The sequence below is a fragment of the Spirosoma sordidisoli genome (assembly GCF_004138325.1).
Taxonomy (GTDB): domain Bacteria; phylum Bacteroidota; class Bacteroidia; order Cytophagales; family Spirosomataceae; genus Spirosoma; species Spirosoma sordidisoli.
Map to the genome: position 1 here is coordinate 431,120 of NZ_SBLB01000004.1, position 26,205 is coordinate 457,324.

The 26,205-nt window shown below is 53.3% G+C and carries 27 protein-coding genes; 8 read left to right on the forward strand and 19 right to left on the reverse strand.

Annotated elements, in window-relative coordinates:
• Positions 1-13: 13 nt before the first annotated feature.
• The 16 genes from murC to EQG79_RS16770 all read right to left on the reverse strand — a co-directional run bounded on the left by murC (position 14) and on the right by EQG79_RS16770 (position 15,478).
• Positions 14-1,399, reverse strand: coding sequence for a UDP-N-acetylmuramate--L-alanine ligase (gene murC, locus EQG79_RS16690; protein ID WP_129602710.1), 1,386 nt, complete (start codon positions 1,397-1,399; stop codon positions 14-16).
• Positions 1,396-2,490 (reverse strand): undecaprenyldiphospho-muramoylpentapeptide beta-N-acetylglucosaminyltransferase, encoded by a 1,095-nt coding sequence (gene murG / locus EQG79_RS16695; RefSeq protein ID WP_129602712.1) that lies wholly within the window; start codon positions 2,488-2,490, stop codon positions 1,396-1,398. The genes murC and murG overlap by 4 nt, the downstream gene beginning before the upstream one ends.
• Before the next feature lie 64 nt (positions 2,491-2,554).
• Entirely contained in the window at positions 2,555-3,676 is a 1,122-nt protein-coding gene (locus EQG79_RS16700) for an FtsW/RodA/SpoVE family cell cycle protein (protein ID WP_077922514.1), read from the reverse strand.
• Positions 3,677-3,727: 51 nt separating this feature from the next.
• On the reverse strand, positions 3,728-5,083 hold the full coding sequence (gene murD / locus EQG79_RS16705; protein ID WP_077922515.1) for a UDP-N-acetylmuramoyl-L-alanine--D-glutamate ligase: 1,356 nt from the start codon (positions 5,081-5,083) through the stop codon (positions 3,728-3,730).
• Between the two features lie 88 nt (positions 5,084-5,171).
• Positions 5,172-5,504, reverse strand: coding sequence for a large-conductance mechanosensitive channel protein MscL (gene mscL / locus EQG79_RS16710; RefSeq protein ID WP_077922516.1), 333 nt, complete (start codon positions 5,502-5,504; stop codon positions 5,172-5,174).
• 269 nt (positions 5,505-5,773) lie between these two features.
• Positions 5,774-6,094 carry a large conductance mechanosensitive channel protein MscL gene (mscL, locus tag EQG79_RS16715; protein WP_099073573.1) on the reverse strand — a complete coding sequence of 107 codons (321 nt, stop codon included), beginning with the start codon at positions 6,092-6,094 and terminating at the stop codon, positions 5,774-5,776.
• 84 nt (positions 6,095-6,178) lie between these two features.
• Complete coding sequence (locus EQG79_RS16720; RefSeq protein WP_129602714.1) at positions 6,179-7,129, reverse strand: DUF3078 domain-containing protein; 951 nt, start codon at positions 7,127-7,129, stop codon at positions 6,179-6,181.
• Positions 7,130-7,184: 55 nt separating this feature from the next.
• A complete protein-coding gene (locus tag EQG79_RS16725; protein WP_077922518.1) occupies positions 7,185-8,009 on the reverse strand; it encodes a mechanosensitive ion channel family protein in 825 nt (274 codons plus the stop codon).
• A gap of 207 nt (positions 8,010-8,216) precedes the next feature.
• Positions 8,217-8,822 carry an RNA polymerase sigma factor gene (locus EQG79_RS16735; protein WP_077922520.1) on the reverse strand — a complete coding sequence of 202 codons (606 nt, stop codon included), beginning with the start codon at positions 8,820-8,822 and terminating at the stop codon, positions 8,217-8,219.
• Between the two features lie 178 nt (positions 8,823-9,000).
• Complete coding sequence (locus EQG79_RS16740) at positions 9,001-9,552, reverse strand: RNA polymerase sigma factor (RefSeq protein ID WP_129602718.1); 552 nt, start codon at positions 9,550-9,552, stop codon at positions 9,001-9,003.
• A gap of 137 nt (positions 9,553-9,689) precedes the next feature.
• On the reverse strand, positions 9,690-10,523 hold the full coding sequence (tsf, locus tag EQG79_RS16745) for a translation elongation factor Ts (RefSeq protein ID WP_129602720.1): 834 nt from the start codon (positions 10,521-10,523) through the stop codon (positions 9,690-9,692).
• Positions 10,524-10,723: 200 nt separating this feature from the next.
• On the reverse strand, positions 10,724-11,569 hold the full coding sequence (gene rpsB, locus EQG79_RS16750) for a 30S ribosomal protein S2 (protein ID WP_077922523.1): 846 nt from the start codon (positions 11,567-11,569) through the stop codon (positions 10,724-10,726).
• 153 nt (positions 11,570-11,722) lie between these two features.
• On the reverse strand, positions 11,723-12,109 hold the full coding sequence (gene rpsI, locus EQG79_RS16755) for a 30S ribosomal protein S9 (RefSeq protein WP_077922524.1): 387 nt from the start codon (positions 12,107-12,109) through the stop codon (positions 11,723-11,725).
• Positions 12,110-12,120: 11 nt separating this feature from the next.
• Positions 12,121-12,564: a 50S ribosomal protein L13 gene (gene rplM / locus EQG79_RS16760; protein WP_077922525.1), complete on the reverse strand. Its 444-nt coding sequence runs from the start codon at positions 12,562-12,564 to the stop codon at positions 12,121-12,123.
• A 124-nt stretch (positions 12,565-12,688) separates the two neighbouring features.
• Positions 12,689-13,897, reverse strand: a complete 1,209-nt coding sequence (gene mraY / locus EQG79_RS16765; protein WP_077922526.1) for a phospho-N-acetylmuramoyl-pentapeptide-transferase — start codon at positions 13,895-13,897, stop codon at positions 12,689-12,691.
• A gap of 102 nt (positions 13,898-13,999) precedes the next feature.
• Positions 14,000-15,478 (reverse strand): UDP-N-acetylmuramoyl-L-alanyl-D-glutamate--2,6-diaminopimelate ligase, encoded by a 1,479-nt coding sequence (locus EQG79_RS16770; RefSeq protein ID WP_129602722.1) that lies wholly within the window; start codon positions 15,476-15,478, stop codon positions 14,000-14,002.
• 207 nt (positions 15,479-15,685) lie between these two features.
• Between EQG79_RS16770 and accD the strand changes: the two genes are divergently transcribed.
• The 3 genes from accD (at position 15,686) to EQG79_RS16785 (ending at position 18,651) form a co-directional block, all read left to right on the forward strand.
• Positions 15,686-16,528 (forward strand): acetyl-CoA carboxylase, carboxyltransferase subunit beta, encoded by an 843-nt coding sequence (accD, locus tag EQG79_RS16775; protein ID WP_077922528.1) that lies wholly within the window; start codon positions 15,686-15,688, stop codon positions 16,526-16,528.
• Between the two features lie 37 nt (positions 16,529-16,565).
• On the forward strand, positions 16,566-17,543 hold the full coding sequence (locus EQG79_RS16780; protein ID WP_077922529.1) for a radical SAM protein: 978 nt from the start codon (positions 16,566-16,568) through the stop codon (positions 17,541-17,543).
• Positions 17,544-17,838: 295 nt separating this feature from the next.
• Positions 17,839-18,651, forward strand: coding sequence for an enoyl-CoA hydratase/isomerase family protein (locus EQG79_RS16785; RefSeq protein WP_077922530.1), 813 nt, complete (start codon positions 17,839-17,841; stop codon positions 18,649-18,651).
• 4 nt (positions 18,652-18,655) lie between these two features.
• Here the strand turns inward: EQG79_RS16785 and EQG79_RS16790 are convergent, their stop codons facing one another.
• The gene (locus EQG79_RS16790; protein WP_077922630.1) at positions 18,656-19,099 is read right to left on the reverse strand and encodes a nuclear transport factor 2 family protein; all 444 of its coding nucleotides are present in this window, start codon (positions 19,097-19,099) and stop codon (positions 18,656-18,658) included.
• Positions 19,100-19,255: 156 nt separating this feature from the next.
• Positions 19,256-20,017 carry a hypothetical protein gene (locus tag EQG79_RS16795; protein WP_077922531.1) on the reverse strand — a complete coding sequence of 254 codons (762 nt, stop codon included), beginning with the start codon at positions 20,015-20,017 and terminating at the stop codon, positions 19,256-19,258.
• Positions 20,018-20,208: 191 nt separating this feature from the next.
• Between EQG79_RS16795 and EQG79_RS16800 the strand changes: the two genes are divergently transcribed.
• From EQG79_RS16800 to EQG79_RS16825, 5 genes are all read left to right on the forward strand, one after another.
• Positions 20,209-21,702 (forward strand): M28 family peptidase, encoded by a 1,494-nt coding sequence (locus tag EQG79_RS16800; RefSeq protein ID WP_077922532.1) that lies wholly within the window; start codon positions 20,209-20,211, stop codon positions 21,700-21,702.
• Between the two features lie 93 nt (positions 21,703-21,795).
• Positions 21,796-22,197 carry an FtsL-like putative cell division protein gene (locus EQG79_RS16805; RefSeq protein WP_077922533.1) on the forward strand — a complete coding sequence of 134 codons (402 nt, stop codon included), beginning with the start codon at positions 21,796-21,798 and terminating at the stop codon, positions 22,195-22,197.
• Complete coding sequence (locus EQG79_RS16810; RefSeq protein WP_077922534.1) at positions 22,187-24,298, forward strand: penicillin-binding protein; 2,112 nt, start codon at positions 22,187-22,189, stop codon at positions 24,296-24,298. Before EQG79_RS16805 ends, EQG79_RS16810 begins: the two co-directional genes overlap by 11 nt.
• Before the next feature lie 423 nt (positions 24,299-24,721).
• The gene (locus EQG79_RS16820; RefSeq protein WP_129602724.1) at positions 24,722-25,204 is read left to right on the forward strand and encodes a nucleotidyltransferase substrate binding protein; all 483 of its coding nucleotides are present in this window, start codon (positions 24,722-24,724) and stop codon (positions 25,202-25,204) included.
• Positions 25,204-25,476, forward strand: coding sequence for a nucleotidyltransferase domain-containing protein (locus EQG79_RS16825; protein WP_240699376.1), 273 nt, complete (start codon positions 25,204-25,206; stop codon positions 25,474-25,476). Before EQG79_RS16820 ends, EQG79_RS16825 begins: the two co-directional genes overlap by 1 nt.
• A 373-nt stretch (positions 25,477-25,849) precedes the next feature.
• Here the strand turns inward: EQG79_RS16825 and EQG79_RS16830 are convergent, their stop codons facing one another.
• Positions 25,850-26,197, reverse strand: a complete 348-nt coding sequence (locus EQG79_RS16830) for a DoxX family protein (protein WP_129602726.1) — start codon at positions 26,195-26,197, stop codon at positions 25,850-25,852.
• Positions 26,198-26,205 lie beyond the last annotated feature (8 nt).

The following is a 26,205-nucleotide window of genomic DNA, read 5'->3' on the forward strand; positions in this document are numbered from 1 at the left end:
CAACTATTTTTATCTATTGGTCTATTAATGCTGATTTCAGCATCGGCAGTTGCTGATCGATGTCGCCCGCTCCGATCGTGACCAGCAAAGAAGGCTTCATATCCCGCACAACGCCTGCCAATTCAGCTTTGGTACTTTGTCGTTTGGTTTTCGATTGTACCGCCCGAAATATCAGATCCGACGTTACTCCTTCGATGGGTAATTCCCGCGCCGGATAAATATCCAGCAGAATCACATGATCGGCCAGCGACAGACTTTCAGCGAACCCTTCGGCAAAATCACGCGTGCGGCTGAAGAGGTGAGGCTGAAAAACAGCCGTCAGCTCCCGATCCGGATACAAGGCTTTCACCGACGACAAAAAGGCTCTAACCTCCTCAGGATGATGCGCATAATCATCGATTAGAACCGCATCGTCTGTTTTGAGAATGTACTCGAATCGCCGGCGAACACCCCGGTACGTATTCAATGCCGAACGAATAGCTTCTGCCGATACACCCAGCTCCAGCGCAACCGCGCCAGCCGCCACAGCGTTCTCAACATTGTGAAAACCAGGAACCGTCAGGCGAATATCGGTAATTACACCGTTCGGATACACAAGGTCGAAAACAAAAGCTGCATTTTCTATTTTTAGATTCTGACTACAATAGTCGCCTTTTTGTAACGAATACTCCTTAACGGTAGCATTTGTCTGGTCAGCCAGGGTCAGGCCCTGTTTCATAAACAGCACACCATCATCCGCAATCTGGCTGGCGAACAGCCCGAATGATTCGAGGACAGCATCGTGCGCCCCATAAATATCGAGGTGGTCGGCATCGGTCGACGTAACGATGGCCAGCTGTGGGTACAGCGTCAGAAACGACCGGTCAAACTCGTCGGCCTCGACAACGCAAACCACCTCCCGCAGGTTATCGGCGGGTTCGTTGAGCAGAAAATTGGTATTGTAATTATTGGTGATCCCTCCCAGAAAAGCCGCGCAGTTTACCCCCGCATCGCGCAGGATATGAGCGACCATCGACGAGGTAGTGGTTTTTCCGTGTGTACCGGCCACCCCAACGGTTTTCATCTGACCGGCCAGCAGGCCCAGTACCTGCGAACGTTTCTGCAGGGTAAACCCATGATCTGTCAGGTAGATGTACTCGGCATGTGTCTTGGGTACAGCCGGCGTATAAACGACCAGCGTCTGGGCCGGGTTGGCCAGAAACTCGGCCGGAATCTGTTGCGTATCCTCGGTAAAATGGATGGCCATACCTTCGGCCTCCAGGGCATTGGTCAGGGCGGTGGGGGTTCGGTCATACCCCGCCACCTCGTAGCCGTTGATCCGAAACCAGCGTGCCAGGGCACTCATACCGATTCCGCCTATACCCAGAAAATAGATGTACTTGAACTGATCCAGACTCATCGTTTCATTAGATTTACTACTTCTTCCGCAATCTCGCGGGCTGCATCTGGCCTGGCCAGGGTTTTGATAGCGGTTCGCAACTGCTGGCGCTGGGCCGGGTTGTTCAGTAGCGCCAGCGCAGCCGGAATCAGATCGGTACGAGCCGCCTGATCACGCACCAGCAGAGCTGCATCCCGATCAACCAGCGCCATGGCGTTTTTGGTCTGATGATCTTCGGCTGCCGCCGGAAACGGTACCAGAATAGCCGGTCGCCCTACCAGACACAACTCCGACACCGACAGCGCCCCCGCCCGCGATACAACCGCGTCGGCTACGGCATAGGCTTTATCCATGTCGTAGATAAAGTCATACGCTTTTACCAGCGATGACCCTACGGTGGCTACGGCCTTCCGGGCGCGCTCAATAAAAGCGGAGCCTGTTTGCCAGACTACCTGAATGCCGGCATCGACAAACTGCGTCAGTCCGGCCTCCATCGCTTCGTTGATCGTTCGGGCGCCCTGGCTACCGCCAATAACGAGCAAAGTGGGGCGGGTGGCTTCCAGCCCGAACAGCTGCTGCCCCGCGCTGACCTGCTGATCGGCAAACTGGATGTCGCTCCGAACCGGGTTCCCCGTCATCCTGATTTTAGCGGCCGGGAAAAATGCCTCCATACCGGGGTAGGCCACACAGATCCGTTCGGCCCAGCGGGCCAGTACTTTATTGGTTAGCCCGGCATAGGAATTCTGCTCCTGAATAAGCGTTGGAACACCGGCCATAGACGCAGCCAGCAGCAAAGGGCCACTGGCATAGCCACCAACGCCAACGGCTGCATCAGGCCGAAAGGTCCGTACGATCTGGCGGGCCCGGAATAGGCTCTGACCCAGTTTCACCGGAAAAATCAGGTTCTCCAGCGTCAGCTCGCGCTTGATTCCCACAACGGGCAACCCCTCGATGGGGTAGCCGGCGCGGGGCACCTTTTCCATCTCCATTTTACCTTCGGCCCCCACGAACAAAATGTCGGTGGTCGCATCCAGGCGTTTCAGTTCGTTGGCGATAGCAATAGCCGGGTAAATATGCCCGCCTGTTCCACCCCCACTGATTATAATTCTCATAGCTATTCCTGACAGGTAGCGGTAAGCTGGCTGTTCAGCGGGTGAAGCGGCCAGCTTACGACTCCTAGATTTTACTCTCGTCTACCTCTTCCCGACTCACGCTCAGCACAATGCCAATGGCCAGACCCGTAAATATGAGCGAGGTTCCTCCCATGCTCAATAAGGGCAGCGGTTGTCCCGTAACCGGAGCCAGCCCGATAGCGACACAAACACTGGCAAAAGCCTGGAAAACAATACTGAAGGTTAGCCCGGCAGAGAGTAGCCCCCCAAACGGTCGGGAGGCTTTCTGTAGTGTTTTCATACCACGCCAGAGGAACCACAGGTACGCCAGCACCACCGGAATACCGCCCAGCAGCAATCCATATTCTTCAACGATGATGGCGTATATGAAATCCGAAAATGGGTTGGGCAGGGTGTTGCGCTGGTGACTGTTGCCGGGTCCCTGCCCGGTCAGGCCGCCATTGGCCAGGGCAATGTACGACTGCTCGACCTGATAGACGATGGTGTCGGAATCCATGAAATTCTTCATCCGGTTGGTAGCCGTTCCGAAGCGTTCGCCGAAGAACAGACCGATGCCGCCAAAGAATACGCAAACGCCCACCATGATGATCAGGTAGCGAACCGGCACCCGGCCAATGTACATCAGCAGAAAACAGGTAAAACCCAGCAGCAGGGCCGTAGAGGTGTTCGACAGGATAATCAGCGAGCAGATCAGCCCGATCCAGATGATAATGTTGAACAGGACGGTTGGGTCGCTCATGAACCGCTGCCGCTTGGCCAGCATAGCAGCCAGATTCGAGATCAGCGCCAGCTTGGCCAGATCGGAGGGCTGAAACGTCTGGTTGATGATCGGAATCGTTACCCAGCGAGAGGCATCGTTCAGGGTCGACCCCTTGAAAAATGCCCATAACAACAGCGGAATAGACAACCACAGCCCGAACTTGGACAGGCGGGCGTAGTAGACATAGTTGATCTTATGCGCAAAGTACGTGCAGGCCAGACCGACCAGCAGCAGTGAACCATGTTTCAGCAGAAACACTTCGGTGTTGCCGTCCAGCTCCCGAAACGCCTTGGTACCGGTAGCGCTGTACACCACCAGTACGCTCATGATCGACAGATAAAGCACGATCCACCAGATCTGGCGATCCCCTTTTAGATGTGTACGAATCCAGTCGCGAAGGAACATGAGTTTGAGGGATGAGGGATGAGCAATATACGATGAGCGAGTTGGCTTCGGTTACGTATTGCCGGCCAGTACATTTTTTACGGCTGCCTTAAACTGGTTGCCCCGGTCTACGTAATTTCTGAACAGATCGAAGCTGGCGCAGGCTGGCGAAAGCAGTACAATATCTCCGGGTTCGGCCAGCGCCAGGCCCATCGATACGGCTTCCTCTACGCTGCGGGTCTCCTGAATAGACGGCACGACCGGGCCGAAGTAATCTGTCAGTTTATGATTATCGACGCCCAGGCAAATCAGCGCCTTTACCTTCTGTCGAACCAGATTAGCTAACTGGCTGTAGTCATTACCTTTATCCTGCCCACCTGCAATCCAGACGGTTGGCGCGTCCATGCTGGCCAGCGCATAGTATACCGAATCGACATTAGTCGCTTTCGAGTCGTTGATGAACCGAACCCCCCGAATCGTACCGGCAGGTTCCATACGGTGTTCTGCGTTCGCGAACGTGCGTAACCCCTCGGCAATGGCCTCGTCTGACACGCCGACCGACTGTGCCGCCAGGATAGCCGCCAGGGCATTGATGGCGTTATGCGGTCCGCGCAGCGTTGTTTCGGCCTGCGGCATCTGAAACGTATGGCCGTTGCGAATGGCCGTCAGGGTGTTGTCCAGAAAATACCCCCCTTCCTCCACCGGGTTCTCCAGCGAAATGGGTAGTTGGGCGATAGCCGGATTTCGTTTGGCCAGTTCGGTCTGTATAGGCTGACTCTCGGCAAAATAGATGAATGTATCGTCGGGACGGGCGTTTTGCAGAATCCGGAATTTGGAATCTACATAGTTCTGAAAAACGTACCCGTAGCGGTCGAGGTGATCAGGAGTGATGTTGAGCAATACCCGCACGTCGAGATGAGTCTGCTCCATATCGTCGAGCTGGAAGCTGCTTAGCTCGAGCACAAAATAATCGAACGTGTCGTCGATAACCTGCGCGGCAAAGCTATCGCCCACGTTTCCGGCCAGGCCTACATTGTAACCCGCTGTTTTCAGCAGATGATACGTCAGCAGGGTTGTGGTTGTTTTGCCGTTGCTCCCGGTAATACCGATCAAACGGGCCTTTGTATAGCGGGCAGCAAACTCAATTTCGGATATAACGGGCGTTCCCTGCGCCCGTAGTTTTTCGACCAGCGGTACAGTTGCCGGAATACCGGGACTTTTGATCACTTCCGAAGCCGCCAGAATACGGGCTTCGGTGTGCTGATTTTCCTCGAACGGAATCTGGGCGGCTTCGAGCGTAGCCCGGTAACTGTCTTTCAGTGAGCCTTTATCCGACAAAAAGACCTCAAACCCTTTCGCCTGAGCCAGCAGGGCCGCGCCGACTCCACTCTCGCCCCCGCCTAAAATGACTATTTTCTTTGCTGACATGATAACGACGTACTACTGGCAAAATAACGCATAAAACAAAAGCTCCCCGAATGTCCGGAAAGCTTTTACCCTAAGTTTTGCCGTAACGCTACTCTTTCGCGGCCAGTGACTCAGACAGCCGCAACCGGTTGGCCAGCTTGACGATCAGAAAAATGACCCAGGCAATCAGCACAAACTGGATAACTATATTCAGAAAATTACCGTAGCGGATGGCCACTTCGGGGCTGGTTCCTGCGGCTTCTTTGAGCACAAGCTTGAGCTGACTGAAATCGATACCGCCAATGAGTAGCCCCAGAATAGGGTTAATGATATCTTCAACCAGCGATGTGGTGATTTTGCCGAAAGCAGCACCAATGACAACCCCGACAGCCAGATCGAGTACATTACCCTGGGCGATAAATGTGCGAAATTCTCTTAGCATACAGATGACTGATTTTAGTTTACTAATTGAATAGATCAAAGGTACTAAATGCAACATACTGATCTGCGCACAACTAACCAAGTAAAATTACTTTTTTAAAAAAGTTGGTACCTTACAGCCAGGTAAACCATTCTCATTCACTACCCGGGAGGGTTTTGCCGCGTGCTGATTGCGGTCAAGACGTCGTTCCGATCAGCAGTTGACCAGACGGCATAAAAAAACCCTCCGGCCAAGCGGAGGGTTGCTGACAGGCAGATAGCCATAGACTTTTATGCGTTCGGTACCTGGCGGCTTCGGTTCGCAGCTTTTACAATCAGGAAGATAACCCAGGCGATCAGCACAAACTGAATAATTGTATTCAGAAAATTACCGTACCGAATAGCCACTTCGGGCGCTGTACCAACGGCTTCCTTCAACACAATCTTCATCTCTTTAAAGTCGGCCCCCCCCAATACCAGGCCAATAATTGGGTTGAGTATATCTTCGATCAGCGATGTGATGATTTTGCCGAAAGCGGCACCAATAACAACCCCGACGGCCAGATCGAGTACGTTACCCTGCGCAATGAATGTGCGAAATTCCTTTATCATGATACAAGTGGGAGTTTAGGTGGTACTAGCAGATACGGCTTCTTTGACGCAGCTTGACCAACCTGGTAACCACCCCGCCCCTTGTCATTTCTTCCGAAACGTCGTCACGTTGTAGACGAGTCCGATACCCAGCGTCTGCTGGAGTTGCCAGTCGCTGGAGAAATCTTTGTCGAACAAGGCAATTATGCCCAGGGTCGTACTGATGTATCGACTGACTTTGGCGGTGAGAATGATATCAACGCGATGATCGATGGCATTGAGGGTCTTGTAGTTGGCAAACAGGAGGTATTTGGCGTTGATGCTTACGTTCTCGCTCAGATTGCGGGTCAGAGCCGCCTGCAGTTGTAAGGCCAGCCATTCGGTACGAATGCTTCGTCCCGGCTCAACGCCGTAGACCGTCGCATTTGGGTCGCGCACCGGAATTTTATCGGCCCCCTCCCGGAAACGGACGCTCTGGTCGGCCAGGAACGTAAACCGTGGCGCAAACGGGCTCACCCGCAAGGCAAACCAGTCGTTCGGCTTGTAGGCCAGGCCCCAGGCTATAGTTAGCTGACCGGGCGCCAGAAAATTAGCTACTTTGAAACGTGTCTGACCGGGCGCCAACCCCGTGTATCGATAGCCTGACGTAAAAAACGACGTGAATGTACCCGACCCAAACATGTCCCACTTGGGCGAGATTTTATAGCCAGCTACCGAATTCAGCAAAATCTGATCGGCGGCTTTTCGGGTCAACCCCGCCTGCGTCACAAACCCTAATTGAAGATCGGCGGTATTGTCCCACGACCATCGTTCTTTTTCGTACAGCGCCCGCGCGGCAACGACGGCTCCGAGGGCTACCGAGTTGACCCCACCCCCCGTCCAGTTATTGAACGAGGCCTGGTTAAAATTGACACCTCCGCTAAACGAACGCTGCCAGTAGGATGTATCGGGTTTTATGGCTACGGTGTCTTTGAAGTTGGCGACAATTGTTGAGTCCTGCGCCTGTGCAGGCTGACAGGCAAGCCAGCCCAGTAGTAAATAGACGTAGTGTTTCATACCTATAGATTTAGCCGTTTGGACGTCATTCAGCCCCAAAGGCAACGGATTCATGTTAATAAATCTCTACTTTTTTTGTCTGTAATAGTTGCAGCGGGAATACCGTTGTGGTCTGATCAGTCTGGAGCGTTATCGATGTCGTATCGATCCTGGTAATCTGTCCCTTCACCCCGTCGATCTCAATGGTTTGTCCTTCCTGATACTTGTTTTTTGTATAGAAGGCAGACAATATGTTGGCCATCAGATCCCGCGACGCTATGCCGTATCCGAAGGCAAAGGCAAAAATGACGCCACCGATCATCAGGTTGAAGCTGGACTCGAGCAGCTCCGTATTGATACCAGCCTGACCCAGCGCACTGATCAGCGTAATCAGGAGAAAGAAAACGAATACGATCGTTCCCAGCAGGCGACCCGATGCGATTTTGAACGACTCACAAACGCTAATAACTGCACCTCTTATTGCATCGGCCAGTAACACGCCTACCTGCAGCATAATGGCGGCCGCAATCAGTTTAGGAATGAAGTTTACCAGCGACGATACCATGTCTGTGATGGCCGCTACGCCCAACGTTTCGGTTGCCGCTGTAATAAACACGAGCAGAATAAAGTAATAAAGGATTTTCGCTACGATCTCGCTCAGCTTTATTTCCGTTTTGAGCTGCTTGATGATGCTGATTTCGTTCAGGCGCTCACCAATTTTATCGAAGCCAACCCGGGCCAACACTCGCCTGACCACAAAAGCAGTCAGACGCGCCACGGCGATGCCGATGATCAGAATAACCAATGCGCCCAGTAAGCGCGGTACAAACTGGATAAACTGATCGATCAGCGTCTGAAAAGTCGTCCGAAGAACCTCTGTCAGGTTGGGTAATTGTTTCATAATTAAAAAGATTGGCCAGAATTAGCGACCGGAGGGTCAGCCAGTATAGAGGCTGCTTTAAAGAATTCGCCCACGTACAGTTCGATAACTGTCATTGTGTCGCGAATCAGATCAATTTCGGATATAAGTTGCTCCCGCAGTTCGGGTGGGCACGTGGCATCGGGCTCGATTGCCAGGAAAGGATTTGGTTCATCCATACTGATACGGTCAACGAATGGGCCAGCGGAGCAATACCGCTACTTTAAGTGCCAGAAGCAACCAGAATACAACCGCTTCGAGGTAATATTTGCGCAGTTTATCACGCGAACGCTTCAGCCGCATTTTCACCGCGCTTTCGGTCAGACCACTCACCTCCGCAATATCCCGGAGGCTGGCCCCATCCTGATACTTCATTAGCAGCATGGTCCGTTCTTCGTAAGGCATTTTCTCCAGCGCCCACTTGAGTTTCCGGGCTTCAAATTCGGCCAGCTCAGCGAGTTCGTCGTCCTGTGAATTATCGATCCGATCCCAGCCTTCATCAATGTGTACTTCCGTATGCCGTTGCGCCGACCGTATGTAGTCTGCACAGTGATTGTAGGTTATGGAATAAAGCCAGGTCGAAAACTTCGATTGTTCTTTGAAGCTGCCCAGTTTGAGCACCAGCTTTAAAAAGACATCATGAGTAAGGTCTTCGGCCTGCGCCGGCGATTTGCTAAATGACAGACACTTGCGATACACTTTATCGCAATAGCGTTCGTACAATTGCTCGAAGTACTCATTTCGCTGGGTCTCCGTGTAACGACGCACCAATTCTTCATCCGAGTAGTCAGCCATACGGTGGTTATAACCTGTCTAAGACTTGAATTAGCCAGAAAGTAACGGTCTATTACTCACCGATACTCAAATAATCCCATGGGATTAGCAGCAAAAAAGCCCGACTGGAGCAGCCGGGCTTTTTTGCGAAATAGTATACTCTGTTTGTCTACACATCGATCTTCGACGGCTGGCGGGTTTAATCGTTTTGCCAATAGTACTGACGCAGGCGATCACGGGATCGTTTCAGACGCATCTTCACCGCGCTTTCGGTTAGCGCATGCTGCATTGCCAGTTCCTTTACGCTGATACCATCCTGATACCGCTGATGAAGCAGCATCTGCTCGTCAGCGCTCAAACAGGTCATGGCCCGATGAATTCGGCGGGCTATCTGCTCTTCCTGCTCGGCTATACCATCATCGGCACTGATATCCAGCGTATCCCAGTCGTTATCGCCAGTCAGCGCCTGCCGTTTGTTGGCGCCCCTGATCTGATCAGTACAATAATTATGCGTTACCGAGTATAGCCAGGTCGAGAACCGGGCCTGGTGTTTGTAACTGTCAAGCCGGGTCATCAACCGCAGAAAAATGTCCTGGGTTAAATCCTGAGCCTGTACGTCATCTTTTGTAAACGAAAGGCACTTACGATGTACTTTATGGCAATAGCGTTCATACAATTGCTCAAAGTAGTCATTCTGGTGGGTTTCGAGGTAATTGTTGACCAATTCCTCGTCAGTTAACTTTTGTTTCATAAAGTTACTGTGGGTTACTCGGTAAATTTAGTTAAATAATTTCATGTACGTAGGTCATTAAGTTGTCAGATTGAATAAAAACAAAAATACCCGGCTCAAAAGCCGGGTATCTACTAAACGGTAGTTAACTACTTATTTTATCCTATTGCAACACGTTTGAAGGCTGAAACCGTCAGCCCTTTGCTGGTTTTCTCCAGCAGCTGTGCAATAGTAAGCGAGCTATCTTTTACAAACTCCTGATTCAGAAGGGTGTTCTCTTTGTAGAACTTGTTAAGCTTACCCATCGCGATCTTCTCCAGCATAGCTTCAGGCTTTCCTTCCTGACGAGCCTGCTCTTTACCAATCTCAATCTCACGCTCAACAATGGTAGCATCGACGCCATCCTTGTCAAGAGCAACGGGCTTCATCGCTGCAATCTGCATAGCTACGTCCTTACCTACTTCGGTCACGTCGGTACCGTTCGTGTTGGTCAATCCAACCAGCACACCCAGTTTACCGTTCGAGTGAATGTACGATACCACTTTGTCGGCCGAAACGGTTTCGAACGAAGCGACATCGATTTTCTCGCCGATCTTACCCATCAGATCCGTGATATGATCCTGCAGGGCACGACCATCGGCCTGAGGGGTTGCCAGCAGCGTTTCCTTACTGGAAGCGTTGGTAGCAACAGCCGTGCTCATAACGGCCATAGCCAGATTCTGGAAATCGGCTACTTTCGATACGGGTTCGGTTTCGCAGGCCAGGGCAATCACTTTGCCGGTTTTACCATCTTCGCTAACGTGAGCCAGTACGATACCTTCTGCAGTAGCGTTGTCGGCCCGTTTGTCGGCTATTTTCTGACCCTGCTTGCGCAGAATCTCTTTGGCTTTTTCAAAATCGCCGTCGGCTTCGGTGAGGGCCTTTTTGCAATCCATCATCCCGGCTCCGGTCTCTTGCCGAAGTTTGTTTACGTCAGCAGCAGTAATTGCCATTGTAAAAAACGGTTTTCAGTTGTTAATTTTTCGATTCACAAAGCCGCCTGTTATTAACATAACGGTAAATTTCTTTTTATCAGAAAATAGCCCATAGCGGCTGCTACGGGCTATTTTCTGATGTTGATGTCGGGTATCAGTCGGTCGGCTATCAGCAGCCGTAGCACCAAACCGCCGGAACCGGTATACCGTCAATCAGTTTATGCATCCTGCTCATCTTCAGCAACAGCGGCTGGCGAGCCGGTTGCTTCGGGCTGATCAGCCAGTTTGCTCTCGTCTTCGGCGCGGGCCTGCACAACGTCTTCGTTACGCTTGGCTTCTTCCTCTTCCTGAACGCGCTGGTCGTCTTTATCCTGTTTGCGCTCCATCAGCCCTTCTTCGATGGCCCGGCCAATGGCCAGCGTAATCAGAGCGATAGATTTGTACGCATCATCGTTGGCTGGGATCGCGAAATCTACTTCCTCGGGGTTCGAGTTGGTATCGCACATAGCAAAAACCGGAATACCCAGACGGTGTGCTTCCGATACGGCAATGTGCTCACGCTTTACGTCGACAACGAACAGAGCAGCTGGCAGGCGGGTCAGGTCGGCAATACCGCCCAGTACGCGCTCCAGTTTCTCTTTATCGCGGGTTTTGGTCAAACGCTCGCGCTTGGCAATGCTCTTGACGGTCTCCTCGTCTTTCAGCATTTTGTCCAGCGTCTGCATTTTTTTCAGCGACTTTCGGATGGTTGCGAAGTTGGTGAGCATACCGCCCTGCCAGCGGTCAGTCACGTACGGCATTTTCAGGCGACGCGCTTCTTCCGAAACGATTTCCTGAGCCTGCTTCTTCGTAGCCACGAACATCACTTTCCGACCCGAGCGTACAATGCCTTTGATGGCGTTGCAGGCTTCATCGAGTGCCGCAACCGTTTTGTTAAGGTCAATAATGTGGATGCCGTTTTTCTCCATGAAGATATACGGAGCCATCCGGGGGTCCCACTTCCGCGTTAAGTGGCCAAAGTGCACACCAGCGTCGAGGAGGTCTTTATATTCGATTTGTGCCATTTCAGACTTTGAAAATGAATGTTGTTAAAAATACGCAGCACCACCCGTCGGCATCATCTAAGGGTAGTCTGGACGATTTTAAATGAATAATGTGTAATGAAAAATAGGCTTACAGGACTGTAACGGCATTGTTCATTATACATTTTCCATTGATTAGCGTTTCGAGAACTGGAACCGACGACGAGCCTTGGCGCGACCGTACTTTTTCCGTTCTACCATACGCGAATCCCGGGTCAGGAAGCCTTCTTTCTTGAGGGCAGGGCGGAACTCGGCGTTCAGTTCAACCAGTGCGCGGGCAATGGCCATACGGGTTGCTTCAGCCTGACCGGCTACACCACCACCACGAACATTGACCTTCACGTCGTAGCCACCTACGCCGTTTACCGTTGCGAACGGCTGGTTCAGAATGATTTGCAACACTTCGGTGGGAAAATACTGTTTGTAGTCTTTTCCGTTCACCGTGATGGCCCCGCTGCCTGCCGACATGTAGATGCGGCTGATGGCAGTCTTCCGGCGACCAATGGTATTAATACGATCCATTCGGCTGTGACTTAGAATTTAACGACTGTGGGTTGCTGAGCCTCATGCGGGTGCTGATCCCCGGCGTATACGTGCAGGTTGGTAAACAACCGACGGCCTAACCGATTTTTAGGCAACATGCCTTTAACGGCGTGCTCGATGATGCGCTGAGGATGCTTTTCGAGCAGGATACGGGGCGACGCGAAGCGCTGACCACCGGGGTAGCCGGTGTGGCGAACGTAGACTTTGTCGGTCATCTTGGCGCCGGTCAGACGAACCTTCTCGGCATTGATGACGATTACGTTATCTCCACAGTCAACGTGGGGCGTAAAGTTGGTTTTGTGTTTGCCGCGAATCAGGCGTGCGATCTGGCTGGCCAGCCGACCCAACACCTCACCCTGAGCGTCAACCACAACCCATTCTTTCTGCGCCGTTTCTTTGTTGGCAGAGATGGTTTTGTAACTGAGCGTATTCACTGTTATGGAGACTAATTGGTTGATTTCTAATGATTTGCTTACGCAAAAAACACTCCCGTCCTGAAACGGGAGTGCAAATATAGGCGGTATACTGCTGAAATACAAGGGAGTGACTGAAAATCCTCTACCGGAGCTTCAGGGTGGCCAGCGCAAGCACGGCCAGAATGATGGCAATGATCCAGAAACGGGTAACGATTTTTGCTTCGTGGTATCCTTTCTTCTGGAAATGGTGGTGCAGGGGCGACATCAGGAAAATACGCCTGCCCTCGCCATACCTCTGTTTCGTGTATTTGAAATAACTGACCTGCATAATGACCGATATGTTTTCGATCAGGAAAATACCGCAGACAATAGGAATAAGCAGCTCTTTTCGAATGGCCAGAAACAGAACCGCTATGACGCCCCCCAGCATCAGGCTGCCCGTATCGCCCATGAACACCTGCGCCGGGTACGAATTGTACCATAGAAACCCAACGCAGGCCCCCACAAAAGCCGCGCAGAAAATCACCAGTTCACCCGAGTTGGGGATGTACATGATGTTGAGATACTGGGAAAATACTTTGTTACCCGACAGGTAGGCCAGCACCCCGATGGTCAGCCCGATAATAACCGATGTTCCGGCCGCCAGTCCGTCAATACCATCGGTAATGTTGGCACCGTTCGATACGGCTGTGATGATAAAAATGCAGACCAGTACATATACGATCCAGGTATACTCGTCGGGTAGTACGCCGAACAGCAGGGAGCTGTAGTCGAATTCGTTATTCTTCAGAAACGGTACCGTTGTCAGCGTCGACTTAACGTCGGTGTACACGTCCGGTACGTTGGATGTGCTCAGCAGCCGGGGGGCATAAATACGTATCTTCACGTATTCGTTGAAGTACAGCGTCAGGCCAACGATCAATCCCAGACCAACCTGCCCAACTACTTTGAACTTCCCCTCCAGTCCTTCTTTATTCTTCTTGAAAACTTTGATGTAATCGTCGAGGAAGCCGATCAGCCCGGTCCATACGGTCGATACCAGCGCCAGTACCACGTATACGTTCGATAGCTTGGCAAACAGCAGCGCCGGTATCAGCAAAGACGACAGGATGATGAACCCACCCATCGTAGGCGTACCGCGCTTCTGCATTTGCCCTTCCAGCCCCAGATCCCGAATCGATTCGCCGATTTGCAGCGTACGTAGTTTATCGATGATACGCCGGCCGAAAATGGCCGCAATCAGCAGCGAGGTGATGACCGCCCCCAGCGCCCGAAACGAGATGTATTGAAATACCCCGGCCCCCGGAAAGTTGTACCGTTCGTCTAAAAATTGGAAAAGGTAATACAGCATACACGAAATGAGTGAATGAGTGGTTGAGCGATTGAGCGAGTTGCCAGTGCATGATTAATTCGCTCAATCACTCAATCGCTCATCCATTATTATTGGCCAAAGTTACTGATTTCGGCGTTCTGCGAAAGCATCGCGCAGTACGGCCCGGTCGTCAAAATCGTATTTTATCCCGTTGATTTCCTGATAGGTTTCGTGGCCTTTACCCGCTACCAAAATGATATCGTGCGGCCGGGCCATGGCAACGGCCCGCTGGATCGCTTCACGCCGGTCTTCGATGGTATTTGTTTTTTTGAAGTCGACCGGCGACACCCCCGCCTGCATCTGCTCCAGAATAGCCATCGGGTCTTCGTTGCGCGGGTTGTCGGATGTCAGAATGACCCGGTTGCTGAACCGGCAGGCAATATCGGCCATGATGGGTCGCTTTGCAGCATCGCGGTTGCCTCCGCACCCCACTACGGTGATAATTTGCGGCAGGTAGTCCTGCTCGTCGGTATGCCGAAGGCCGACAATGGTTTCCAGCACGTTCTGGAGCGCATCGGGCGTATGGGCATAGTCGACAATACCAACAATCTTATCGTCTGATACGACCTGCTCGAACCGACCCGGCGGGGGCATCAGAGCCGACAGCTGGGTCAGCACCTCGGTTGGGTCTTCGCCCAGCAGCACAGCCGCTCCGTAGACGCTTAACAGGTTGTAGGCGTTGAACTTCCCGATCAGCTTGAACCATACCTCCCGATCGTCGACCAGCATGTTCAGGCCAAACAGCGTATCGGCCAGCAGCTTGCCTTTAAACGTGGCCAGCGTCTGGAGTGAGTACGTTTCCCGGCGGGCGGCTGTGTTTTGCAGCATCACCAGCCCGCGCTTGTCGTCTACGTTGGTCAGCGCAAAGGCCGAAGCCGGCAGCTGATCGAAGAAGCCTTTCTTGGCCCGGATGTAGTTGTCGAATGTACCGTGAAAATCGAGGTGATCGTGGGTGATATTGGTGAAGATCCCCCCAGCAAACTGCAAACCCGCAATCCGCTCCTGGACCACGGCGTGTGAACTCACCTCCATGAAGACGTACTGGCAGCCATTGGTCAGCATCTGGGTGAGCAGCTGGTTGGTCGTGATCACATCGGGGGTGGTATGGGTCGCCGGTATTACCTGATCATCGATCTGGTTCTGCACGGTAGATAGCAGGCCGCAGCGGTAGCCCAGGGCCCGAAAAAGCCGGAACAGCAGCGTAGCCACCGAGGTTTTGCCGTTTGTACCGGTTACCCCCACGAGTCGTAGTTTCTGCGACGGTCGGTCGTAAAAGGCAGCGGCTATCAGGCCCAGGGTATGCGGGGTATTCTGGACCCGTACGTAAGCTACCCCATCGGCGGTATTGTCGGGAAGGTCTTCGCAGAGAATGGCGGCTGCCCCCTGCCGAACGGCGGTTTCGATAAACGCATGGCCGTCGGTCAGGGTGCCGCGAACGGCCACAAACAGGCTACCGGGGCCTACCCGGCGTGAATCCATGGTAAGGCTGGTAATATCGGTATTCATACTGCCCGACGTAGCCAGCAGCGGAATTTTATACAGAAGATCGGTTAGTTGCATGAAGATGATACGGCCGTACCAGCGGTTAAACGCCGGCCTTCGTTAGTCTGCCACAAAAAAACGGACTAAATACGAAACGATAGCCGGACGAGGGTACCTATATTTTCTTTTGCAACCCACCACTCGTTTTCTTTGTACCTTTACGACCCGTTTATGAAAAGCCCTCATCAACGGCGGCTCATAAATCGTAAACCGTAAATAAACGTCATGTCTTGGTTCGTCCGAAAAGATAAGGGGATTCTGACCCCGACCGAAATGAAGCGGGAGGCCCCCGACGGTCTTTGGTATCAATGCCCGAACTGCAAAAAAGTAATGCACACGCGGGAGCATAAGATCAATGCATATACCTGTGTTCACTGCAATTATCACGAAAAAATAGGGTCCGACGCTTATTTCTCGATCCTCTTCGACGAGAACGCGTTCACCGAGCTTGACCCGAACATGACCTCTGCCGATCCGCTCAAGTTCACCGATACCAAATCGTATCCCGGCCGGGTTAAAGCCACGATGGCTAAAACCGGCCTCAAAGACGCCGTCCGAACCGCCTACGGGCCCATGAATGGCGTAACGGTAACGGTTGCCTGCATGGACTTTAATTTCATCGGCGGCTCGATGGGATCGGTCGTTGGCGAAAAAATTGCCCGTGCCGTTGATCACGCTATCCAGAGCCGTACGCCCTTCCTGATGATTTCGCGGTCGGGTGGCGCGCGCATGATGGAAGCGGGCTACTCGCTGATGCAGATGGCCAAGACATCGGCTAAACTGGCGCTGCTGGCGCAGGCTAAACTGCCGTATGTATCGCTGCTGACGGATCCGACAACGGGGGGTGTAACGGCATCCTACGCCATGCTGGGCGATTTCAACATTGCCGAACCCGGTGCGCTGATTGGTTTTGCCGGTCCCCGCGTTATCCGCGAAACCATCGGTAAAGACCTGCCCAAAGATTTCCAGAGCGCCGAATTCGTGCTGGAACATGGCTTTCTGGATTTCATCGTCGACCGGAAAGACCTGAAAGACAAGCTGTCCAGCCTGTTTACCATGCTCGCCTAGAAACGGGCTGGTACGGAAAGAAAATTGGTTTATTCGTATGCGCCTTGTCCGACACCCGGTTCTGTGTAACTACTACGTGACGTACCGCTGTAACGCCAGCTGTAGTTTCTGCGATATCTGGGAGCGGCCATCGCCCTATGTTACCCTCGACAATGCCCGGGCGAACCTCCGCGATCTTCGTCGGCTGGGCGTTCGGGTCATTGATTTTACGGGGGGAGAGCCATTACTGCACCGCCAGCTGCCCGAGCTCCTGAGCGAAGCTAAACAGCTCGGCCTCATCACGACCGTTACAACAAACGCGCTGCTCTACCCCAAACAGGCCGAGCGGCTTCGGGGACTGGTCGATATGCTGCACTTCTCGCTCGATTCGCCGGTGGCCGAGGAGCATGACCGATCCAGGGGGGTCCGTAGCTTTGACAAAGTGATGGAGTCGATCGACATAGCCCGGCAACTCGGCGAACGGCCCGACATTCTGTTTACCGTCTTCGACCATAACGTTCACCAGATCCGGGCTATGTACGAAGACATTTGCCGACCCAACGATCTGGTCCTGATTCTGAATCCGGTTTTCGAGTACAACAGCGTCGACACCGGCGGGCAGTTATCCGACAGCGCCCTGCGGGATATGGCCTGGTGGGGCAAACAACCCAATGTTTACCTGAACGACGGCTTCATCCAGCTCCGGCGCGATGGCGGCAACCACATCGACAAACCCGTTTGCCGGGCCGCCAGCACAACCATCGTAATCTCGCCCGAAAACAAGCTCGTTCTGCCCTGCTATCACCTCGGCCTCTCCGATCACCCGATCAACAACAATCTGTACACCCTCTACCGCTCAGCCGATGTACAGCAGCTGGTAGCGCAGGAAGGTCGGCTGCCCGGTTGCGAAGGCTGTGCCATCAACTGCTACATGCAGCCGTCATTTGCGGTCGATGTGACGAAGTATTTCTGGAAAGCCCTGCCCAGCACGCTGAAATACAACTGGATCAAAGGCACCTGGAAACAGCTCGTCTAGCTCCCCTCCCTCCCGACTCCGTACAATTTCTTTTCGCGCCCCCCGTCAGCTGTTGTTCCACGGGTTTCATCTACACACAGTTTATTTCCAAAGACCTAGAGTGCGGAGGCTGGCGTAACAGATCAGCCCGGACCCCGGCGCCTTATGCTGCGGTTAACCAAACAATTGAACGACCAGTTTCTACCATCTTATGCAAACGAAAGGGTACCGGGTCAGTATCCTGAGCAGCTACGGTAGTTTTACTATATAGCCGATTAAGCACATTCCGTAAACGGCCTTTTCTCTACTTTTGCCCATGCTTTACACCGCCGAACAAGTCGCGCAGCTGCCCACCGATACCTTCCGTTACCTGCTCGTTTCTCTCAACGATCATATACTGACCATCACCCTGAACCGTCCGCAAAAAAAGAACGCGCTCCACCCGCCCATGCTGGCCGAACTGGCTTTCGCCCTGGCCTATGCGCACTACACCGCCGACGTCTGGATCGTTGTGCTGGCGGCTACGGGCGACACGTTCTGCGCTGGTATGGATTTAAAATCGCTCTCGGCGGGGAGTGATGAACAGGCGAGCGTGCCCGAACCGGCAGGCCCCGTTCGGCTGGGCGAACTCATGGCCGGTTTACACAAGCCCTGTATAGCGCGGGTCCAGGGACCGGTTTATGCCGGTGGTTTTTTGCTGGTGGGGGGCAGTACATACGTGGTAGCGGCCAATTCGGCCACCTTTGCCCTGCCCGAAGTAAAACGGGGGCTGTTCCCGTTTCAGGTTCTGGCCGTTCTGCTCGACATCATGCCAGCCCGGCGGGCCCTCGACCTCTGCCTTCGGGCCCGCACCCTCAACGCAGCCGACGCGCAGGAGATCGGGCTGGTGACCCATTCCGTACCCGCCGATGGACTCGACCCAACCGTCCGGCTCCTGACCGACGAACTCAGGCTGTATTCGCCCGTGGCCATGCAGTTCGGTCTACGGGCCTTCCAGACGCTGAAAAGCCTGCCACCCGATCAGCAGCAGGCCTTTTTACACGATCAGTTTCAGCAGCTTCAGCAAACCCACGATGCCCGGGAAGGCATGGCGGCTTTTCTGGAAAAACGACTACCTAACTGGGGGTAGTAACCTACTGGCACTTTCGGCGGGTGTCGATGATGTGCTGAATTTTCCAAGCACCCGATATTCGTACAAGGGTAAACGCATTAGCACCACAATGGCTTTGCTGACCATTGTAATAAAACGAGTAGGGTGTCCAGACGGTAGCCAGATCGCCATCTACCTTGACCTCCATGCCACTGAGCCGCTCGTCCAGCGCGCCCGCCTTTGCTTTGCCTACCGAGGTGATAAACCGATCGATGGCCTGATCGCTGACCGATACCTCGCCCTGCTTATTGACAACACTCTGCAGTCGGGCACCCGGCAGAAATAGGGATTTGAGCGCCGTTGAATCGGCTCGTTTCATGCCGTCGAACATCTGGGTGATAACGGCTTTGGCAGCCGTTTCGTCGGCGGTTTGCGCCAGAGCGGGAACGGCCAGCAACAGACCGATCAAAGCAAGTAGTGGTTTCATACGTACGAAGGTTACGGCCATTGATGCACCAGAAAACGGCCCCGACCCAAGGTTACAAAAACGCAGGTGAGCCCCCAAATGGGTTGGTATCAATGGTAACATGTATGCCTGAAAGGTTTTCTGGGAAAAGGGGCCAAGAGTTTAAAACCCGTTTTTCTATTGCTGGGCCGGCAGGGGAATGTAAAAGCCGTCGTTTTTTTTGAACGGCACCTGCGCCGAATACGTCCCGTTAAACTGCTGTACCATGGGTCCCATCACCTGCAGCTTTGGCATCACCTCAACCCCGGCCGCCCAGAAAGACGTATCGAGATGAAACTCGGATTTGAAGTCTTTATCGGTCGAGAGCGTCAGGTAATTGCGGAACCTGAGGGGCGACTCGCTGGGCTCGTACGAATAAACCGCTATATCGATTGGTTTTTTGCGTTCAGGATTCCAGTTAGGCCGCTCGTTCCGAACCGTTGGGGTTCCCGTCAGCCGCAGGGCCCCGTTCGGCACCACCACAAACCGGCGTTTTTCAAGCCGGGTGCGGGGCGGAATAAACGACACCGCATCGTCTTTCGAAATAGTGCCCGCTACCGAGCCAATTGTGTAGCGCCAGTAGCGGCTGGTATAGGACGACGTAGCCAGATTGACATCGGCCACATCGGTCCAGTAGTCCATTTTATCTTCGCCAATGATGAACGACGACCGTTTCCAGTCGACATACAGCGGGCGGTCGAGTTTATTGACCAGCGAGACGACCATCTGACCGCGCTCACTCGAAAACGAGTAGCGCAGGGTGAGCGTATCGGTATCGAGTACAAACCCGTCGGCAGCGGGTTGTACATTGCTGCCCCGTAAGGTTACCACCTGGGCCTGCGGTGTGCAGGCCGACAGGGCAGCCAGTAGGGCGATGACGTAAATAAGCTGTGTTTTCATAGTTTGATGGATCGATCAAATATATAAAACCAACCAGGTTACCATCAACACCTAAAGGTAAATAAGCGTTGTTTGGCAAACTTTTTTGCCGTTTGCTAGAACGCTTTTGAGAAAGGCGGTGTCTAAACAATTGTGCTTAATCAGTGAGCTTTTTTTTCTCTATCTTTAGCAACGAATCTTACTCTCGTTCTATGCACCGAACGTTTACCGTGCCGCGACTCCGGCTCGTGCTGTTCACCCTCAGTTCTGCCGGTTTTATAACCGCCTTCAACCCAGATAAACTCCCGCTCGAAAAAGCCTTTACCCGCATCAACAACGAGGTTCAGCAGCACAGCAAAGCGTACGAAACGCTGTCTGACGCGTCGCAGCGTATTGGCCATCGCCTGACAGGCAGTACCAACGGCTCCCGGGCGGAAGAGTATGCCCATGCGCTGCTGACCCAGTACGGGTTTGACAACGTGCGCTACGAACCCTTTGAGGTAGAAGCCTGGGGGCGCGATACCGTTACGCTGGCCGTAGTTCCCAACCGCAGCGACAACTTCCGCGAAGTACCCGTGGTGGCGCTGGCCCACTCACCCGTCGAAGCCCATATCAAAGGAGAAATCATTGACGTTGGCAATGGTCTGGAAGGCGATTTTGCGGGGCTGCGCGACAAAATCAAGGGTAAGGTGGTGCTGGTCAATATTGGTCTGGCCGCCCCCACCAAAGGCGCGCGCAACCTGCACCGGTCCGAAAAAACCGCCCTCGCCATTCAGTACGGCGCAACGGGGGTCATCATGGTCAACCTGGTTCCCGGCAATGTATTGCTAACCGGCACCGCATCGGTTACGGGGAAGCTTATTCCCATTCCGTCGGTCTGCGTTTCGCTGGAAAGCGGCCAGGCGATTCGGGGCTGGATGGAAGAAGAACGCGAGCGGCTTCATGCCGTCATCGACATGACCAATACGAGTCGGAAAATTCGCGCCCGTAACGTCATCGCCACCCTGCGCGGGTCCAAACTCCCCAACGAAAAAATCATTGTAGGCGGTCATCTCGATTCATGGGATCTGGCAACGGGCGCTATCGATAATGGAATCGGGTCGTTTGCCGTGATGGACATTGCCCGCACCTTCCGCGCCCTGAAGCTGAAGCCCAAACGGACCATCGAGTTCGTGCTGTTCATGGGCGAAGAGCAGGGGCTGCTCGGCTCACGGGCGAGCGTCGACAACCTGAAGAAAAGCGGGCAGCTGGACCGGGTTCGTTACATGATGAACCTCGACATGACCAACGATCCCAGCGGTCTGAATGCCTTCGGCCGTACCGATATACTGCCGTTTCTGACAACCGTCGGCGAAACCATGAAGCAGGTCGAACCCGCCTTTGCCAACCAGATGCTGAACCAGGCCGGGCTGCACTCCGATCATCAGCCGTTTATGCTGGAGGGCGTACCGGTTGTGGGTATGAACGGTCACCTCGACCGCTCCGTACTCGACTGTTATCACGCCAACTGCGACCGGATCGACCTCGTCAACCCCGATCAGCTGAAGAATACGGTGCGCTATGCCAGCATGCTCCTCTACGCCCTGGCCGATGCCGACGATATTCCGACGCGCCGACAAACCGACACCCAAACCCGCGACTACCTGGTTGCCCAGGGGTTACGCACTCCGCTGCAAATTGCGAACGAGTGGCGCTGGAAAGAGTAGCCGGGACCATTTACTACGAAGGCGATTTCGGGCTACAACAAGCGCCGGGGATTTCGTTACTTTGTCGTATTGCGTCAAGACCCTACCCACTTCATGGCAAAAAACACGTTCAAACAGCCCGAACGGGTTGCCAAACAGAAAAAGCAACGGCGGCAGATCAGGCTGGCGTCGTGGCTCAACGATTTTATTGGACTCGACCGGCTCTTTGGCGAAGATAACGCCTGGCCGATTCGGCATATCGACCGCATTTTGTGGGTTACCTTCCTGCTGATTATCTACATCGGCCTGAACCACAATGCCGAACGGCTGGTCCGGCGGATTCAGCGGACCAAAACGCAGGTTGATGAGCTTCGTTCGCAGGCTACCGTATTGCAGGCCGATTATAACCTCAGCGGCAAGCAATCTGAACTAAGCAAGCGGGTGGCCGCCCTGGGCCTTACCGACAGCAGTCTGACACCACCCCATAAACTCGTTGTCAAGATCGATGAACATTAAGCAGGACATCATTGCGCGGGCCAATCACGTCTACTACGTGGTTATTTTTCTGGCCATGTGCGTTATCATGCGGCTGGTGTACGTCCAGTATTTCCAGACGTTCAAGGGCAAATTCTGGCGCGAACGGGTAGCCGCCACCCTGATCCGGCGCGACACCATTCCGGCCATGCGCGGCAATATCTACGCAGCCGACGGGAGCCTGCTGGCTACCTCCCTGCCTACCTACGTAGTTGGGCTCGACCCGACGCAGGCCAAACCCGAGTATTTCGCCAAAAAAGTTGACTCGCTGGGGCTGCTGCTGTCGCGCATCTACAAAGACCGGTCGGCGCGGGACTATACCGATCTGGTACGCGATGCCCGCGCGCGCAAACGCCGGTACGTACTCCTGAACCGCCGTCGGGTTACGTTTCAGGAGCGGCAGGAAATGCTCAAATGGCCGTTTTTTCGATCGTCGCCCAAGGTGGCGGCCCGGGGCGGTGTGCTGCGTCCGTATTACGAACGATACCATCCGTTCGGATCGATGGCCGAACGGACCATCGGCAACCTCGATGCCAAAACTGGGCGGGGGCTGATTGGGCTCGAAGCCTCGTTCCAGCCGGCGCTGGCGGGTAAAAACGCCGTCGGGCTGGTCGAAGTGCTTTCGGGTGGTGTCCGCAAACCGGTTGAAGATGGACCCGACATGCGCCCCGAGCCGGGTATGGATCTGTACACCACCATCGATATCAACTACCAGGACATGGCCGAGTCGGCGCTGCGGTCGGCGCTGGAAAAATACAACGCGGCCAAAGGCTGTGTGATCGTGATGGAGGTGGCTACCGGCGAAATTCGGGCCATGGCGAACCTCAGCAAAACCCGCACCGGCTACACCGAAAACTTCAACCACGCGCTGGCCGGCCGCACAGACCCTGGCTCTACTTTCAAGCTGGCGACCATGATGGCCCTGATGGAAGAAAAAGCCATTTCGCTCGAGCAGCCGGTTGCTACGGGCGGAGGCTCAACGATCTACAAAGGGCTACACATCCGCGATGCCAAGCGGGGCGGAGCCGGTACCATCACGGCCCGGCAGGTCTTCGAAAAATCGTCGAATGTTGGTACGCACATGCTCATGCGCACCTATTTCTACAGCCGCCCGGACCTGTATTGCCAGTACCTGCGCCGGTTTCACCTGACGCAGCCAACCGGCATACACATGAAAGGCGAAGCTATACCCGTGGTCCGGAACCCCGATATGAAAGGCTGGAGCAAGGTCTCGCTCACCTCCATGTCGTACGGCTATGAGATGCAGATCACCCCGCTTCAGATGCTGGCGTTCTACAATGCTGTGGCCAACGGAGGGCGCTGGGTACGACCTACTATTGTCCGGCAGATCAGGCTCGCCAATGAACTCATTCAGGACAACGTACCCTACGTGGCACCCGAGCCCATCTGCTCGGTAGAAACTGCCCGCAAGGCACAGGAGCTGCTGCGCGGGGTAGTATCGCACGGAACGGCCAAGCACATCAACAATCCGCACTACGCCATTGCCGGCAAGACCGGTACGGCCCAGAAAATCATTGATGGTAAATACCAGGTGGGTAAATACTACACCTCGTTTATTGGCTACTTCCCGGCCGACAAGCCAAAGTACAGCATGATTACGGTGGTCGATAGTCCGCAGGGCAACAACATCGATCTCCTGTACGCAGGCTCGGTAGCGGCTCCGGTATTCAAGCAGGTAGCCGACCGGATTGTTGCCTACGATATACGTATGCACGCACCCATCCGGGCCAGCACCCGCCCCAGCAGCACCACAACCGGTATGCTGGCCGGGTATTCGGACGATCTGCATACCATCAGTACGGCCCTGAACACCCAGAACGAGCCCAGCACCGAAGGCTGGGTCGAAAAGTCGGCCACGGGCCGCTGGCAATCGCGGCCGACCCGATCGGATCAGGTACCCGACGTACGCGGGTTAACCCTGCGCGATGCGCTCTTTCTGCTCGAAAACCGCGGGTTTCGGGTTGTGGTAGAGGGCCGGGGCAAGGTGAAAGAGCAGTCTGTAACCCCCGGTACCGGTGCCAGAGAGCTGGCTGAAAAAGTAATCACGCTGACGTTGAGCTAGGCGGTACAATTGTAGTTGTAGAGGATTTACCCGATTTATAAGGCTATACCAATTTGACAGTGTTTAGAGTGTATTGAGAAATTATGCTGGTACAAAGCGTCAATCCGTTGCAACATGATTTGGCTGTTAGCCAAATACAGCCAATTCACAGAAGTTGATGTAGCATACTCGTAGTCTTTGCTAATCCGTCGAAAGAACAGGGGCGCCCGTGCGCTCCATCCAGGCGATTGACTGTTCCACTACCTACGTTCTACGTTTGGCTATGAGTACGAAACCGTGGGCTGTTTCAGGGCGTGAAGCCTTCTCAAACCGAGCCGCCGGGGCGGTCGGTATTCCATTCGACCAAAGCTCACGACGCTCAACCTTTCTCAATTTCTAAACACGCTCTAAAACATTCGGCTCCAAAACAGAAGAATAAAGCCTATGAACAATAGTCAGGATATTCGCTGGCAACAACGGTTTGCTAATTATAAAAAAGCGTTAGCCAAATTAGATCAGGCGGTTATTCGCATTAAAGCAAATTATTATAGGCACGATGTTTTTCAGGAAGAACTATTTGCCGAAGAAGATGAACTCATCAAGGAAGGCCTCATTCAACGATTTGAGTACACCCATGAGTTGGCCTGGAATGTCATGAAAGACTTTCTTATGGAAAGAGGAACAACACCTATATATGGCTCCAGAGACGCAACCCGAGCAGCTTTTGCTACGGGATTAATTAAAAATGGCGAAGCCTGGATGGCTATGATTGCAAGCAGAAACAAAACCTCGCATACGTATACGTATAACCAGGCAACTGCTGACGAGATTTTTATCGATATTCTAGAGTTATATCACCCTGAGTTCCTCAACTTTCAATACGTTATGGAACAAAACAGGACTGGTACACAAACAAGTTTATTTTAATGATGCCTTTTGGATTACCCGATAGTGCAACAATGGCACTGCAGCAGATATTCAAACGGTATCCTCAGGTTGACCGGGCTATTTTGTATGGTTCAAGAGCTAAAGGCAACTATCATACAGGCTCTGATATCGATCTGTGCTTAGAAGGCTCCAAACTAACTATGTCAATTTTATATAACATTGAAAATGAAATTGATGATCTTCTGCTACCTTATACAATTGACATTTCGATCAAACATTACATACAAAAACAGACCTTAAAGAACACATAACACGAGTCGGTAAAGTTTTTTATGAATCTGGTCCTGCACTAAACAGTTCCGACGTTGCGTAGATCGTCTGTTTTCGCTCATGGCCAACCTGACCGACATTGAAGCGAAAATCATTGCTCCCCTCTACGCCGTCTGGAACAACCGAATCATTCTGAATCACCCCGTTACGGAGAGCTACTGATGGAGGATTTCTACCACTGAATCGATCGGAAGCTGTTGTACACCCAGGAGCCACTGCAACAGGGTTTACAATGGATGCGCACCCACAATACCGTACCTATTGGTTTCGGCAAAGAGCTAAAGAAAACCAACCAATTGAAAAAGGCTTAATGCTCCACAACTTCGTTCTGAGCCAGGTATAAAGCGCTTAAAGCTAGGTGTAGCGGTAGGCCCACCAGATGAGCAGGGCCTGCAGCGGCAGCCGCCCCCAGCGCAGCCAGGCCGGCAGTTTCTGAAACCGGCTGCTGGTTGCCATGAACACGTTGGCCGGAAAAACAGCCATCAGCAGCAGAATAAGCCCCCAGGCGGCCCAGGGGCGGGTGGCGGGCAGCAACAGACCAAGACCCAGTACCACTTCGGCAACCCCGCTCCAGATCACCATCTGGCTATGAGCGGGTAAGTAGGGCGGCATCATGGCCAGATAGGGTCTGGGATTTATGAAGTGATTCAGCCCGGCCGCGATGTACAAAAAGGCCTGTAGATACAGAGACAAGGAATTCATGCCGCAAT

Bases quoted from the DNA above. Each gene is read 5' to 3' on its own strand.
- mscL (WP_077922516.1), bottom strand. From the start codon at position 5,504: ATGCTAAGAGAATTTCGCACATTTATCGCCCAGGGTAATGTACTCGAT.
- EQG79_RS16790 (WP_077922630.1), bottom strand. From the start codon at position 19,099: ATGAAACCACTACTTGCTTTGATCGGTCTGTTGCTGGCCGTTCCCGCT.
- EQG79_RS16795 (WP_077922531.1), bottom strand. From the start codon at position 20,017: ATGAAAACACAGCTTATTTACGTCATCGCCCTACTGGCTGCCCTGTCG.
- rpsI (WP_077922524.1), bottom strand. From the start codon at position 12,109: ATGGATCGTATTAATACCATTGGTCGCCGGAAGACTGCCATCAGCCGC.
- EQG79_RS16830 (WP_129602726.1), bottom strand. From the start codon at position 26,197: ATGAATTCCTTGTCTCTGTATCTACAGGCCTTTTTGTACATCGCGGCC.
- EQG79_RS16785 (WP_077922530.1), top strand. From the start codon at position 17,839: ATGCTTTACACCGCCGAACAAGTCGCGCAGCTGCCCACCGATACCTTC.
- EQG79_RS16825 (WP_240699376.1), top strand. From the start codon at position 25,204: ATGATGCCTTTTGGATTACCCGATAGTGCAACAATGGCACTGCAGCAG.
- EQG79_RS16770 (WP_129602722.1), bottom strand. From the start codon at position 15,478: ATGCAACTAACCGATCTTCTGTATAAAATTCCGCTGCTGGCTACGTCG.
- EQG79_RS16805 (WP_077922533.1), top strand. From the start codon at position 21,796: ATGGCAAAAAACACGTTCAAACAGCCCGAACGGGTTGCCAAACAGAAA.
- murD (WP_077922515.1), bottom strand. From the start codon at position 5,083: ATGTCAGCAAAGAAAATAGTCATTTTAGGCGGGGGCGAGAGTGGAGTC.
- murG (WP_129602712.1), bottom strand. From the start codon at position 2,490: ATGAGAATTATAATCAGTGGGGGTGGAACAGGCGGGCATATTTACCCG.
- mscL (WP_099073573.1), bottom strand. From the start codon at position 6,094: ATGATAAAGGAATTTCGCACATTCATTGCGCAGGGTAACGTACTCGAT.
- EQG79_RS16735 (WP_077922520.1), bottom strand. From the start codon at position 8,822: ATGGCTGACTACTCGGATGAAGAATTGGTGCGTCGTTACACGGAGACC.
- EQG79_RS16700 (WP_077922514.1), bottom strand. From the start codon at position 3,676: ATGTTCCTTCGCGACTGGATTCGTACACATCTAAAAGGGGATCGCCAG.
- tsf (WP_129602720.1), bottom strand. From the start codon at position 10,523: ATGGCAATTACTGCTGCTGACGTAAACAAACTTCGGCAAGAGACCGGA.
- EQG79_RS16780 (WP_077922529.1), top strand. From the start codon at position 16,566: ATGCGCCTTGTCCGACACCCGGTTCTGTGTAACTACTACGTGACGTAC.
- murC (WP_129602710.1), bottom strand. From the start codon at position 1,399: ATGAGTCTGGATCAGTTCAAGTACATCTATTTTCTGGGTATAGGCGGA.
- EQG79_RS16740 (WP_129602718.1), bottom strand. From the start codon at position 9,552: ATGAAACAAAAGTTAACTGACGAGGAATTGGTCAACAATTACCTCGAA.
- EQG79_RS16800 (WP_077922532.1), top strand. From the start codon at position 20,209: ATGCACCGAACGTTTACCGTGCCGCGACTCCGGCTCGTGCTGTTCACC.
- rpsB (WP_077922523.1), bottom strand. From the start codon at position 11,569: ATGGCACAAATCGAATATAAAGACCTCCTCGACGCTGGTGTGCACTTT.
- EQG79_RS16720 (WP_129602714.1), bottom strand. From the start codon at position 7,129: ATGAAACACTACGTCTATTTACTACTGGGCTGGCTTGCCTGTCAGCCT.
- EQG79_RS16820 (WP_129602724.1), top strand. From the start codon at position 24,722: ATGAACAATAGTCAGGATATTCGCTGGCAACAACGGTTTGCTAATTAT.
- mraY (WP_077922526.1), bottom strand. From the start codon at position 13,897: ATGCTGTATTACCTTTTCCAATTTTTAGACGAACGGTACAACTTTCCG.
- accD (WP_077922528.1), top strand. From the start codon at position 15,686: ATGTCTTGGTTCGTCCGAAAAGATAAGGGGATTCTGACCCCGACCGAA.
- EQG79_RS16725 (WP_077922518.1), bottom strand. From the start codon at position 8,009: ATGAAACAATTACCCAACCTGACAGAGGTTCTTCGGACGACTTTTCAG.
- EQG79_RS16810 (WP_077922534.1), top strand. From the start codon at position 22,187: ATGAACATTAAGCAGGACATCATTGCGCGGGCCAATCACGTCTACTAC.